Source organism: Achromobacter marplatensis, assembly GCF_049060505.1.
Taxonomy (GTDB): Bacteria; Pseudomonadota; Gammaproteobacteria; order Burkholderiales; family Burkholderiaceae_B; genus Achromobacter; species Achromobacter marplatensis_A.
Map to the genome: position 1 here is coordinate 82779 of NZ_JBMGRB010000003.1, position 12135 is coordinate 94913.

The following is a 12135-nucleotide window of genomic DNA, read 5'->3' on the forward strand; positions in this document are numbered from 1 at the left end:
TTTATCCCAGCGCGCCGCGGTCCCGCAGGGCCGCCACGCGTTCTGGCGATATTCCCGCTTCCGTCAGCACCGCTTCGCTATGTTCCCCGAAGGCGGGCGCGGCGCGCGGGCTGTCGGGCTGACTGCGGCCGAACTTGATGGCCTGGGCGAATCCCCGGTAGCTGCCCACCACGGGATGCGCGAACGTCGCCACCATGTGTTCGGCCTGCACCTGCGGGAAGTCGAACATGTCCTCCACGCCGCGCGCGGCGGCGCAGGGGACTTCTTCGCCGAACCAGGCCTCCCATTCCAGCGCGGTGCGCGCGCGCAGCGCCGCATGCAGGCGCGGCACGATCTCGTCGCGGTGTTCGGCGCGCTTGCGCACCGAATCGTAGCGCTCGTTGGCGGCAAGCTCCGACAGCCCAGTCTTGGCGCACAGCGCCTGCCAGAAATGCGGCGTATTGGCCGAGATGTACAGGTAGCCTTCACCCGTGGGATGGATGCCCGTGATGCCACCCGACCGCATGTCGCGGCCGATCTCGCGCGGTTCGCCTTCGGCCCAGATCAGCCTTGCCGATTGCAGGGCCAGCGCGCTGCGCAACAGCGACACGCCCACGAACTGGCCGCGGCCGCTGCGTTCGCGTTCATAGAGCGCCGACGCCACGCCGGCGGCCACCATGGACGAGGCGTAGTAGTCCACCACCGATCCGTACAGGATTTCGGGCGGACCCTCGGCTTTGCCCTGCAGGGCGCACATACCGGTCATCGTCTGCAGCACCTGGTCGTAGCCCGCCTTATCCTTCAACGGACCCGTTTCGCCATAGCCCGTGACGGCGCAATAGATCAGCCTTGGGTTGATCTGGGCCAGTTGCTCGTATGCGATGCCCAGGCGCGCCGGCACGCTGGGCCGGAAGTTGTGCACCAGTACGTCGGCCTGGCGCGCCAATTCATGCAGCACCGCCAGCGCATCCGAGTTTTTCAGATCTAGGACCAGTCCGCGCTTGCCGCGGTTCACGCCCAGGAAGGCGCGGCTTTCGGCCTCCAGCGTGGACGGGTACTTGCGCAGGTTGTCACCGCTGGGAGGCTCGACCTTGATAACGTCCGCCCCCTGATCCGCCAGCAGCGTGCAGCCATACGGCCCGGCGATATAGGCGCTTAAGTCCAGGACGCGCACGCCTGCCAGCGGACCGCCCGTCGCTTGCATGGCGGGGGCCGTCATTGGGCCTCCGCCGCGTTGGCGGTATTTGAAGGGTCCGTGAGGCCCAGCCCGGCGGCCGCCCGCAACACCGCTTCGGCGCGGCGCAGAAATGGGCCGTCGATCATCCGCCCGTCCACCACGAACGCCGCCGTGCCTTTGGCAGAGGCTTCCCGCGCGGCCTGCACCACCCTGCCCGCATGCGCGATCTCTTCATCGGTAGGACGGAATGCCGCGTTGGCCAGCGGCACCTGACGCGGATGGATGCAGCTTTTGCCGATATAGCCCAGGCTACGGGCCAGTTCCGCCTCGGCGCGGTAGCCGGCTTCGTCTTCGATATTGGCGAAGGCGGAGTCGTAGGCGAACACACCCGCCTCGGCGGCCGCCATGCGCAGCGCGAACATCGCCTGCTGCACCGCCGCCGGTTCGCGGCGGGCGATGCCGGCCGGTTCGAACAGGTCGCCCAGCCCCAGTTGCAGGCCCGCCACGCTGGGATGCGCCGCCGCCAGACTGGCCGCCCGGCGCAATGCGCGCGGCGACTCGATATTCAGCAGCAACCCCACCGGCCCGTCCACGCCATTGGCGCGGCACGCTTGTTCGACCGCGCTGGCTGCCGCCACCACGTCGGCCTCGCGCTCTGCCTTGGGCAGGTTCACCAGATGCAGCCCCGGCCGCACGATGGCCTGCACGTCGGCATGGAACTGCCCGGAATCCAGCGCGTTGACGCGAACGATCAGCGTCTTGCCGGATGCGGCGGCTTCCGGCGCCGCCAGCAAGCGGGCCAGATGAGCGCGCGCTTCATCCTTGCGCGAGGGCGCCACCGCATCCTCCAGGTCGAACGACAAGGCGTCGGCGGCGCCCGCCAGCGCTTTGGCGAACAACTCAGGGCGCGATCCGGGTACGAACAGTTTGCTTCTCATGCTTGGCACTCAGGAAATCAAGGGTTGATGCGAAGAGTTCTACTGGATGGAAATGTTGCGGTCGCGGGCCACCTGCTTCCACTTGGCGGCATCGGCCTTTACCAGCTCGGCGAATTGCGGCACGGTCAGTTCGGCCGGCACGGCGCTTTCTTCCGCGAACATGGCGCGCATCTTCTGGTCGTTGACGATGGCGCGGATCTCGGCGTTCAGCTTGTCCACCAAAGACGCGGGCGTGCCCGCCGGCGCCAGCACGCCCCACCACAGTTCCACCGAATAGCCGGGCTGGCCTTCGCCGATCGTTGGCAGCGCCGGATAGAACTGCGACCGCTCGGGCGAGGTCACGGCCAGCACGCGCAGTTTGCCGCCCTTGAGCAGCGATGCGGTCGACGCGAAGCTGCCGATCACGAAGTCGACCCGGCCGCCGGCCAGATCGTTCAACGCGTGCGACATGCCCTTGTAAGGCACGTGCGTAAACGAGGTCTTTTCGCCGCCGGCCAGGATTTCGCTGGCCATCTGGTTAACCGACCCGAGCCCGGCGCTGCCATACGTCAGCTTGCCGGGCTCCTTGCGGCCCGCCGCCAGCAGGTCGGCCATGGACTGGTAGGGCGAGTCCTTGCCCACCACCAGCGCCATCGGGCTGCGCGCCAGCATCGCCACGGGCGCAAAGCTGCGCACCACGTCGTACTTCAAATTGGTCTGCACCGCGGCATTGGTCGTCAGCGTGGAAGACGAGAGCATCAGCACGGAACCGTCCTTGGGCGCGCGGGCCACATACTCGGCGCCGATCGCGCCGCCCGCGCCCGGCCGGTTTTCCACGATGACGGTGGTCGACAGGCGGGCCCCCAGCTTTTCCGCCAGCACGCGGGCGAATACATCGTTGCTGCCCCCCGGCGGGAACGGCACGACCATCGTGATGGTCGCGGGAACGGCGGGCGCAGCCTGTGCCGCGGCCACGCCCGGCGCGCTCAGCGCCAGGGTTAGCGCCAGCGCGGGCAATAAGGCGGCACGCAGGCCGGCAAGGGTCTTGGTCATGGAAGTCTCCTCGGTTGCAGTCTGTCCGCAGGGCGTCGTCCGCCAGCGTTCCAGCCGCTTGTCGTTTTGTCTGAAACGAATACTAGGACGCCCGCCTGGTGATATAAAGCGAGGATTCTTAAAACACTACGTGAGGATTTCTGATGAAGATCGAGTCTTTCCGTACCCTGAACGCCGTGCTGCGGGGCGGCAGCTTCGCGGCGGGCGCGGCGGACATGAGCCTGTCGCCCAGCGCGGTCAGCCTGCAGATGAAGCAGATGGAGGCGTATTTCGGACAGCCTCTGTTCGATCGGTCGGCGTTGCAAGTGCGGCCCAACGCCTTTGCGGCAGAAGTCGATGCGGTGCTGCAGGACGCGCTGGCGCGGCTGGACGAACTGCGGCGGCGCAGCACGCCTGCCGTGGAAGGCCGGGTCCGCCTGGGCACGATCGAACCGTTGCAAGTGACGCTGTTGCCGCCGTTGCTGCGCACATTGCGCGAACGCTATCCGTTGCTGGACGTGCGGCTGGTGCGGGGACGCGCCACGGAGCTTACCGAGAAGCTGAAAAAAGGCGAGATCGACGCCGCCATCATCACGCAACCCGAAACGGGTGGCTCCAGCCGCCTGGCCTGGACCCCGCTGTTCCGCGAGACGCTGGTCCTGATCGCGCCGCCCGATTCGCACGGCACGCGCATCGCCGAGTTATTCCAACAGTACGAATGGATCCGTTTCGACAAGACCACGATCGGCGGCCGGCTTGCCGCACGCTACGTCGCGCAGCATGCGCCGCATGCGCGCTGCCGCATCGAGATGCAATCGCTGGCGGCGTTGACGGCTTTGGTGTCGGCCGGCCTGGGGGTGTGCGTGTTGCCCGAGCCCGGCCCGAACCTGCTGAACGTGCATCCGGTACGCGTGCTGCCGCTGGGCAAACAGGCGCCCTACCGCCAGATTTCGTTCGTGTGCCGCCTGACGGACCAAGACAACCGGCTGGTGCAGGCCCTGTTGGAAGGCGCGCGGCCACGTCCGTAGCCCATCCCACCCGTAGCCTCCCGCAGCGCCGGCTGAAAGCACGGCGGTACTCAGGCGCCGCCTTCCCGCTTGGCCATGTCGATGAACGCCCGCAACGCCGACGATACCCGCCGCTGCCGTGGGTAATACAGCATGAAACCCCGTATCGGCGGGCACCAGTCCTCCAGCAGCCGCACCAGGCGGCCCGTTGCCAGCAGATCGTTCACGTAGTATTCCGGCACGGCGCCAATGCCGATGCCGTCGACGGCGGCGCGCACCTCGGCATGCACGTCGCTTAACGAGATGCGGCCGGGCACGTCCACTTCCAGCGCCACGCCGTCTTTCTCGAATTCCCATTTGTAGTAGCGGCCGCTGTTAAAGCGGTAGCGCACACACTCATGCCGCATCAAGTCGTTGGGATGCAAGGGAATCTCGCGGCCTGCCAGATAGGCGGGCGACGCGACGACCGCCACGCGCAGGCTGGGGCCGATCGGCACGGCGACCATGTCTTCAGGCACGGCCTCCAGCAGACGCACGCCCGCATCGAAACCGGACCCGACGATATCGACAAAGCTGTCGTCTTCCGCGATATCCAGCCGGATATCCGGGTAGGCCGCCAGGAAGCGCGCGGCAAAGGGCATCAGCAGCATGTAGGAAGCCGCGCGCGACGTGTTGATGCGCAATGTGCCGGAGGCCGCCCCGCGGAAGTGGTTCATTTCCTCGAGCGCGTCGCCCAGATCGTGCAGCACCGGCAGCAGGCGCTCGGCCAGCCGCTGGCCTGCGTCGGTCAGCGCCACGCTGCGCGTGGTCCGGTTGAACAGGTTTACCCCCAGCCTTTCTTCCAGGTTGCGGATGGCATAGCTGACCGCCGACGTGGACAGGCTGAGCTCTTCTCCGGCGCGGCGAAAGCTGCTGTGTCGGGCTACCGCTGAAAAAGCGGCCAGGTGGGACAGGTTATCGGGCAGCATGATTATGCAAATTCTTTGAATAAAACATGCGGAAATTCTTGCTTGATACCCGGAGCGCCCCAGGAATATTGTGAACGCCTGCTTAACAACATTCCTTTGAAGCCATCATGATCCAAGCCCGAGGCTACGCCGTCCACAGTACCGACACCCCGCTGGTCCCGTTCAGTTTCACCCGACGCGACCCCGGCGACGACGACGTGCTGATCGAGATTATGTACAGCGGCATCTGCCACTCCGATCTGCACCAGGCACGCGGTGATTGGGGCAATTCCGTCTACCCGATGGTGCCGGGCCACGAAATCGTGGGCCGCGTCACCCAGGTCGGCAAGAACGTCACCAAGTTCAAGGCGGGCGATTACGCCGGCGTGGGCTGCATGGTGGATTCCTGCCTGCACTGCAAGGCCTGCCGCCTGAACCTGGAGCAATACTGCGAGGAAGGCGCCACGCTGACCTATAACGACCGCGAGCGTGGCAGCGACCAGCTGACCTTTGGCGGCTATTCCGACCGCATCGTCGTGCGTGAGCACTTCGTCGTGAAAGTGTCCGACACGCTTGACCTGAAGGCCGTCGCGCCGCTGCTGTGCGCCGGTATCACCACCTATTCCCCGCTGCGCCACTGGAAAGTCGGCCCCGGCCAGAAAGTGGGCGTCATCGGCCTGGGCGGACTGGGTCACATGGGGGTGAAGTTCGCCCGCGCGCTGGGCGCGCATGTGGTGATGATCACGACGTCGGCCGATAAAGGGCGCGACGCCAAGCGTCTGGGGGCCGACGAAGTCCTGGTCTCACGCGATCCCGAAGCGATGGCGGCCCATGCCGGCACGTTCGACTTCCTGCTGAATACGGTGCCCGTCAGCCATGATGTGAACCCGTACATGGCGCTGCTGGGCTTGAACGGCACCATGGCGCTGGTGGGCGCGCTGACGCCGCTGGACCCGATCCCGGGCGCGAACTTGATCCTGGGCCGCAAGACGCTGGCAGGATCCGCCATCGGCGGCATGGAAGAAACCCAGGAGATGATGGATTTCTGCGCCAAGCATGGCATTGTCAGCGACGTGGAAATCGTGCCGATCCAATCGGTCAACGAGGCCTACGAACGCCTGTCGAACAACGACGTGAAGTACCGCTTCGTGATCGACATGGCATCGCTGGCGACGGAACCGGCCGCCGCGTAGCACGCGACCGCTAGGGGGGATATGAAAAAAAAGGGTGCCCGAAGGCACCCTGAATCCACCCTACAACAGCACCTACAACTGCAACTTCAACTGCGTAATTCCCTACAGGCGATCAGGCCACCTTCTGCGCCTTGCCGTGTTCGAACTGGGCCTCTTCCGTCGAGCCGGTCAGCGCGGTCGTCGACGACTGGCCGCCTTCGATCGTCTGCGTGACCGCGTCGAAATAACCGGTGCCCACTTCGCGCTGGTGCTTCACGGCAGTGAAGCCCATTTCGGCGGCGGCGAATTCCTTTTGCTGCAGTTCCACGAACGCGCTCATCTGGCGGCGGGCGTAGCCATGGGCCAGCTCGAACATGCCGTAGTTCAGCGAATGGAAGCCGGCCAGCGTGATGAACTGGAACTTGTAGCCCATGGCGCCCAATTCACGCTGGAACTTGGCGATCGTGCCGTCGTCCAGGTTCTTCTTCCAGTTGAACGACGGCGAGCAGTTGTACGCCAACAGCTTGCCCGGGAATTGGCGATGGATGGCGTCCGCGAACTTGCGGGCGTATTCCAGGTTGGGCGTGGACGTCTCGCACCAGATCAGATCCGCATAAGGCGCATAGGCCAAACCGCGCGAAATCGCCTGGTCGATGCCGGCCTTGGTGCGGAAGAAGCCTTCCACCGTGCGTTCGCCGGTGATGAACGGGCGGTCGTTGTCGTCCACATCGCTGGTCACCAAGTCCGCCGCATCGGCGTCGGTGCGGGCCAGCAGCAGCGTGGGCGTACCCATCGTGTCTGCCGCCAGACGGGCCGACACCAGCTTGGCCACGGCCTCGCGGGTGGGCACCAACACCTTGCCGCCCATGTGGCCGCACTTCTTCACCGATGCCAGCTGGTCTTCAAAGTGGACGCCCGACGCGCCGGCGTCGATCATCGCCTTCATCAGTTCAAAGGCATTCAGCACGCCGCCGAAGCCGGCTTCGGCATCCGCCACGATGGGGGCGAAATAGTCGATGTAGCCTTCGTCGCCGGGGTTCTTGCCTTCCATCCACTGAATCTGGTCGCAGCGGGCAAGCGAATTATTGATGCGGCGAACCACCTGCGGCACCGAGTTGGCGGGGTACAGCGACTGGTCGGGGTACATTTCGCCGGCCAGGTTCGCGTCGCCGGCAACCTGCCAGCCCGACAGGTAGATCGCCTTCAGGCCGGCCTTGACCTGCTGCATGGCCTGGTTGCCGGTCAAGGCGCCCAGCGAATTCACGAAAGGCTCGCTATGCAGTTGTTCCCACAGACGGGTGGCGCCGCGTTGGGCCAGCGTGTGCTGCACGCTGATCGATCCGCGCAGGCGGATGACGTCCTCGGCGCTGTAGTCGCGCTTGATGCCCTGCCAGCGGGGGTTCTCGGCCCAGTCTTTCTGCAAATTGCGGATTTCGGTTTCGCGAGTGGTCATAGTGATGCTCCTGGTCAGTGATGGGAAGACTTCAAAAGATTCGCGTCTTGCATTGCGTGAATCGTTGGACAAAGTCTATGCCTCTGCTGCGGAGCAATGCGGGCTTATGTCTTATAGAAGATGAAAAATGTTTTTCTATAAAATCAATGGCTTATAAACGACGTTTCGCATTATGGAACGATATCGCCATCTGTGAAATGCGCGCTCGTTGCAGAGCAGCAGGGACTTTCACATGACGAGACTTACATTTCACAATATGAAAAAACGCCCCTTTTCTGACCGCCTACAATGCCTCCATTACCGCTGATTCCTTGATTCCGCCATGACCTTGTCTCACGGCCCGTTGGGCCAAAGCGTCGCCTACGCCTCGCAATACGACCCTTCGCTGCTTTTTCCTATCGCGCGTTCGCACAACCGCGCGGCGCTGAACCTTACCGCCGGCAACCTGCCCTTCACGGGCGTGGACTTGTGGAACGCCTACGAGCTCTCGTGGCTGGATGCCAAAGGCAAGCCGCGCGTGGCCATGGCCACGTTTTCCGTGCCGGCCGACAGCCCCAACATCATCGAATCCAAGTCATTCAAGCTGTACCTGAATTCGTTCAACCAGACACGGCTGGTCAATTCGGCCGCCTTGCGCGGCCGCCTGGAACGCGACCTTAGCGCCGCCGCCGGCGCGCCGGTGGGCCTGGACTTCTTCCTGCCGCAGCGCTTTTCCGAATTGCGCATGGGCGAAATGGACGGCATCTATATCGACAAGCTGGATATCGAGATCGATACCTACGAGCCCGCGCCCGAGGTGCTGCGCACGCGGCCCGGCGATGTCGTTGAAGAAACGCTGGCCTCGCGCCTATTGAAATCGAACTGCCCGGTCACCGGCCAGCCCGATTGGGCCAGCGTGCAGATCCGCTACCGCGGCGCCCCCATCGACCGCGAATCGCTGCTGCGCTATGTCGTGTCGTTCCGCCAGCACGCGGAATTCCACGAACACTGCGTCGAACGCATCTTCAGCGACATCATGCAGGCCTGCGCCCCTGAGCGATTGACGGTCTACGCGCGCTACACACGCCGCGGCGGGCTGGACATCAACCCGTGGCGCAGCAATGTGGAAACCGCGCCCCCGGCGGACATGCGCACCGTCCGCCAGTAAAATCGCCCTGCCCGTCCTATTTCGGGAAGGGCTCGGGCCGCGGCGTGCCGTCTTCGGACGGCGGCAGCACCGGGTACTGAATCACCGGCTGGTCCCCCGTCAGCGTCTTCAGGAACGCGACGATGTCCGCGTTCTCTTGCGGCGTGAATTTGCGGCCCAATTGCAGGCGGCCCATCACGTCCACGGCTTGGGTCAGCGTGGCGGCCTCGCCGTCATGGAAGTACGGATAGGTCAGTGCCACGTTGCGCAACGTCGGCACCTTGAAATTGAACCGATCGGCGTCCTTGCCCGTCACTGCGGCTCGGCCTTCGGCCTTGTTATCGGTTTTATAGGGCTCGACCAACCCCATCTTCTGGAACGAATTGCCGCCCACGGCCACGCCGTTATGGCAGGCGACACAGCCGCTGTTCTTGAACAGCGTGTAGCCTGCCAATTCCTTCACGGTCAACGCGCGGTCGTCGCCTTTCAGCCATTGGTCGAAACGCGAATTCGGTGTCACCAGCGTTTCCTCGAAGGCGGCCAGCGCGCCCGTCACTTCGTCGATCGTGATGCCGTCCTTGCCGAAAACCTGCTTGAATTCCGCACGATAGCCCGGGATGGAGTTCAACACCTGCACCGCAAGCTCGTGCGAAGACGCCATCTCCATCGGGTTGGCGATGGGGCCACCCGCCTGCTCGCGCAGATCCTTCGCGCGGCCATCCCAGAACTGCGCAATGTTCAAGCTTGAATTCAACACGGTGGGCGAATTGATCGAGCCTTGCTGCCACTTGTGGCCGATGGAGGCCTTCAGGTTGTCGGACCCGCCCATGGCCAGGTTGTGACAGGAATTGCAGGAAATCGCGCCCGAGCGCGACAGGCGCGGGTCAAAGAACAGCTTCTTGCCCAGTTCGGCCTTGGCCGGGTCCTTGACCGCCGCCGCTTCGATGGGCTGGATCGGTTCCTGCCTGGGGTTGCCCGCGGCGTGACCCCCCCATAGCCCAAGGATGACGCCTGCCGCCAGCAACGCATGCTGCTTTCTCATGTGCTCTCTCCTGTTGAATAACCACCAAATATTTATGGTTATTACATCGGGAGGGATTGAGCACGACCTTGCGACGCGTCAATCCGCGCCGCAGCCCCGCGATGGACTCCACGTCGGTTTGATATGCCGCAACAGGCGGATCAGCGGGCGATCAGGACCGGGCGGCCACGCCGCCCGCGATGGCGGGATCGGCACGGCGTGCCTGCACCGCGATCCATTGCGCCAGCAACGCTGCCACGGCGAAGGCCACGCCAGCGCCCACCCAGGGGCCTTGGCGCAATCCTGCGTCCAGCAGCAGGCCGAAGGCCAACGGCCCCAGCGCCGATCCGACGTCCATGCCGGAATACACCAGGCCGTAGACCGATCCCGTCGAGCCCTTCGGCGTCACGCGGCGGATGAGCATGTCGCGCGACGGCGCGGCCACGCCCGAGCAGAAGCCGGCCAGCCCGACCACGGGCGCCGCCAGCGCGGCAGGCACCAGGCCCAGCGCCAGCACGACCAGCGTCAGGCCTGCCAGCAGTAGCGCCACCATCACCGTGCGCTCGGTGCGCGGATTGGCAGAGACCAGGAAGCCGCCGGCGGCCATCCCTACCGCGGAGGCCACCATGTAGCCCGACAGCGCCGAGCTGGCCAGCACTTCGGACAGGCCGTACAACTGGTCCAGCAACGGGATCGTGTAGTTCTGCACCGAGGACAGCGCCACGGACGTGCAGGCGAAAAACAGGAACGCGCCCCACAGCGCCGGCTTGGACAGCAGCGTCGCCAGCGTGGTCAGCACGCTTTCTTGCGGCCTGGCTGCCGGCTTGGCGGCCTTCGCGTCGCCCAGGCTATCCGTTTCCAGGCCGGTGGGGCCGCCCAGCAGATCGCGGCCCAGGATGGTCAGCAACAGCACGGCGGCCACCAGGCCGGCGGCGCTATACGCCGCCACGCGCCAGTCGGACAGCAAGGTGATCGTGGTCATGAAGACCGGCGTCAACGCCCAGCCCAGGTTGCCCGTCAGCCCGTGCGCCGAGAACGCGTGGCCCAGTCGGGATGCCGTGATGCGATGGTTGATGATGGAGTAGTCGGCCGGGTGGAATACCGAATTGCCAATGCCGCCCACGACCGCCGCCGCCATCAACATGGGGTAGCCGTTGGCCGAGCCGATCAGCAGGCCGGACAGGACGAAGCACGCCAAGCCGAACCAGAGCACGGGGCGCGCGCCGATGCGATCGACGACGAAGCCCGACGATGCCTGGCCAATGCCCGAGACCACGTAGAACGTCGCCACCAGCGCGCCGACCCGGGCGAAATCCAGCCCGAACGCGTTGGCAAGCGACACGTTCAGCAAGGGCAGCACCAGTTGGAAAAAGTGCGAGGCGGCGTGCGCAACGCCGATCAGCAGGATGGTCTTCCAATCGCGCCGGCGGACATCGGCGTCCGAGGGCAAGGTATTCGCAGCGGTGTTCATTGCAAAAGGCCGCGGCAGCGGCAAGTAGCGCGCGCCATGGGGCGGCGCGCGGGTTGTCTCCGGCAACGTCCAGGCGGCCCGGGCGTTGTGTTCTTGGCGAATGCGGCGGTCAAGCCGGGCCGGATCGTGCCGGCCATCGCTCTTGGACTGTCACGGCGGCCGCCTTTTGCGCGAGCCGCGCCGCCGTGTGGAAATCAGGGTGGCGCCAGACGCCTTACAGCGCCTTTTCGCGGATGGCGGGCCAGGCGCGCTGCAGGTAGTACAGCATCGACCAGACCGTCAGCACCGCCGCGACGATGATCAGCACGTCGCCCAGCAGCTTGGTGCTGACGCCATAGACGGGCTGGTTATACAGCAGGCAGGGAATCGCCACCATCTGGGCCGCCGTCTTGAACTTGCCCAGGCGGTGCACGGCCACGCTGGCGCTGGCGCCGATCTTGGCCATCCATTCGCGCAACGCCGAAATGGTGATTTCACGGCCAATGATGATTAGCGAAATGAACGCATCGACGCGGCTCAAGTCCAGCAGGACGATCAGCGCGGCGCAGACCATCAGCTTGTCGGCCACGGGATCCAGGAACGCACCGAAAGCCGACGTCTGGTTCCAGCGGCGGGCCAGCCATCCGTCGAACCAGTCGGTTAGCGCCGCAATGATGAACGCCCACGCGGCGAACGTGTCGCGCGTGGGGACCGACATCCAGCTTTCGGGCAGGTAGAACAGCCCGACCACCAGCGGAATCATGGCGATGCGCAGCCATGTCAGGATAATGGGAACGTTAATTGGCATAGTGTCCGTATGCTACATCAGCCGGATGACGCTGGCTGTATCGGCG

Annotated in this window: 11 protein-coding genes; 3 read left to right on the forward strand and 8 right to left on the reverse strand. The window is 64.9% G+C overall.

The features are described from left to right. Nucleotide 1 precedes the first annotated feature (1 nt). From ACI0FO_RS08600 to ACI0FO_RS08610, 3 genes are read right to left on the reverse strand one after another with little or no spacing between them, the layout of a single operon-like run. Nucleotides 2-1198 (reverse strand): CaiB/BaiF CoA transferase family protein, encoded by a 1197-nt coding sequence (locus ACI0FO_RS08600; protein ID WP_416025835.1) that lies wholly within the window; start codon nucleotides 1196-1198, stop codon nucleotides 2-4. Then, complete coding sequence (locus tag ACI0FO_RS08605) at nucleotides 1195-2094, reverse strand: HpcH/HpaI aldolase/citrate lyase family protein (protein ID WP_416025836.1); 900 nt, start codon at nucleotides 2092-2094, stop codon at nucleotides 1195-1197. Before ACI0FO_RS08605 ends, ACI0FO_RS08600 begins: the two co-directional genes overlap by 4 nt. A 39-nt stretch (nucleotides 2095-2133) precedes the next feature. Then, nucleotides 2134-3126 (reverse strand): tripartite tricarboxylate transporter substrate binding protein, encoded by a 993-nt coding sequence (locus tag ACI0FO_RS08610; protein ID WP_416025837.1) that lies wholly within the window; start codon nucleotides 3124-3126, stop codon nucleotides 2134-2136. A 143-nt stretch (nucleotides 3127-3269) separates the two neighbouring features. Between ACI0FO_RS08610 and ACI0FO_RS08615 the strand changes: the two genes are divergently transcribed. Continuing rightward, a complete protein-coding gene (locus ACI0FO_RS08615; RefSeq protein WP_416025838.1) occupies nucleotides 3270-4133 on the forward strand; it encodes a LysR family transcriptional regulator in 864 nt (287 codons plus the stop codon). Between the two features lie 50 nt (nucleotides 4134-4183). Here ACI0FO_RS08615 and ACI0FO_RS08620 read toward each other — a convergent pair whose 3' ends face one another. Beyond that, nucleotides 4184-5080 carry a LysR family transcriptional regulator gene (locus ACI0FO_RS08620; RefSeq protein WP_416025839.1) on the reverse strand — a complete coding sequence of 299 codons (897 nt, stop codon included), beginning with the start codon at nucleotides 5078-5080 and terminating at the stop codon, nucleotides 4184-4186. A gap of 107 nt (nucleotides 5081-5187) precedes the next feature. Here ACI0FO_RS08620 and ACI0FO_RS08625 point away from each other — a divergent pair, with 107 nt between their 5' ends. Then, a complete protein-coding gene (locus ACI0FO_RS08625) occupies nucleotides 5188-6252 on the forward strand; it encodes an NAD(P)-dependent alcohol dehydrogenase (RefSeq protein WP_416025840.1) in 1065 nt (354 codons plus the stop codon). 112 nt (nucleotides 6253-6364) lie between these two features. On the opposite strand, the gene aceA is transcribed toward ACI0FO_RS08625, so the two are convergent. Beyond that, on the reverse strand, nucleotides 6365-7684 hold the full coding sequence (gene aceA / locus ACI0FO_RS08630; protein WP_416025841.1) for an isocitrate lyase: 1320 nt from the start codon (nucleotides 7682-7684) through the stop codon (nucleotides 6365-6367). Nucleotides 7685-8006: 322 nt separating this feature from the next. On the opposite strand from aceA, the gene queF reads away from it, so the two are divergent. Next, nucleotides 8007-8831: an NADPH-dependent 7-cyano-7-deazaguanine reductase QueF gene (gene queF, locus ACI0FO_RS08635; protein WP_416025842.1), complete on the forward strand. Its 825-nt coding sequence runs from the start codon at nucleotides 8007-8009 to the stop codon at nucleotides 8829-8831. Between the two features lie 16 nt (nucleotides 8832-8847). Here the strand turns inward: queF and ACI0FO_RS08640 are convergent, their stop codons facing one another. From ACI0FO_RS08640 to pgsA, 3 genes are all read right to left on the reverse strand, one after another. Then, nucleotides 8848-9852 (reverse strand): cytochrome-c peroxidase, encoded by a 1005-nt coding sequence (locus ACI0FO_RS08640; RefSeq protein WP_416025843.1) that lies wholly within the window; start codon nucleotides 9850-9852, stop codon nucleotides 8848-8850. 151 nt (nucleotides 9853-10003) lie between these two features. After that, a complete protein-coding gene (locus ACI0FO_RS08645) occupies nucleotides 10004-11302 on the reverse strand; it encodes an MFS transporter (protein WP_416025845.1) in 1299 nt (432 codons plus the stop codon). Nucleotides 11303-11516: 214 nt separating this feature from the next. Then, nucleotides 11517-12089 carry a CDP-diacylglycerol--glycerol-3-phosphate 3-phosphatidyltransferase gene (pgsA, locus tag ACI0FO_RS08650; protein ID WP_169270955.1) on the reverse strand — a complete coding sequence of 191 codons (573 nt, stop codon included), beginning with the start codon at nucleotides 12087-12089 and terminating at the stop codon, nucleotides 11517-11519. Nucleotides 12090-12135 lie beyond the last annotated feature (46 nt).

Excerpts from the sequence above, each read along its gene's own strand:
- ACI0FO_RS08610 (WP_416025837.1), bottom strand. The coding sequence starts at position 3,126 with ATGACCAAGACCCTTGCCGGCCTGCGTGCCGCCTTATTGCCCGCGCTG.
- ACI0FO_RS08640 (WP_416025843.1), bottom strand. The coding sequence starts at position 9,852 with ATGAGAAAGCAGCATGCGTTGCTGGCGGCAGGCGTCATCCTTGGGCTA.
- pgsA (WP_169270955.1), bottom strand. The coding sequence starts at position 12,089 with ATGCCAATTAACGTTCCCATTATCCTGACATGGCTGCGCATCGCCATG.
- ACI0FO_RS08625 (WP_416025840.1), top strand. The coding sequence starts at position 5,188 with ATGATCCAAGCCCGAGGCTACGCCGTCCACAGTACCGACACCCCGCTG.
- ACI0FO_RS08605 (WP_416025836.1), bottom strand. The coding sequence starts at position 2,094 with ATGAGAAGCAAACTGTTCGTACCCGGATCGCGCCCTGAGTTGTTCGCC.
- queF (WP_416025842.1), top strand. The coding sequence starts at position 8,007 with ATGACCTTGTCTCACGGCCCGTTGGGCCAAAGCGTCGCCTACGCCTCG.
- ACI0FO_RS08620 (WP_416025839.1), bottom strand. The coding sequence starts at position 5,080 with ATGCTGCCCGATAACCTGTCCCACCTGGCCGCTTTTTCAGCGGTAGCC.
- aceA (WP_416025841.1), bottom strand. The coding sequence starts at position 7,684 with ATGACCACTCGCGAAACCGAAATCCGCAATTTGCAGAAAGACTGGGCC.
- ACI0FO_RS08615 (WP_416025838.1), top strand. The coding sequence starts at position 3,270 with ATGAAGATCGAGTCTTTCCGTACCCTGAACGCCGTGCTGCGGGGCGGC.
- ACI0FO_RS08645 (WP_416025845.1), bottom strand. The coding sequence starts at position 11,302 with ATGAACACCGCTGCGAATACCTTGCCCTCGGACGCCGATGTCCGCCGG.
- ACI0FO_RS08600 (WP_416025835.1), bottom strand. The coding sequence starts at position 1,198 with ATGACGGCCCCCGCCATGCAAGCGACGGGCGGTCCGCTGGCAGGCGTG.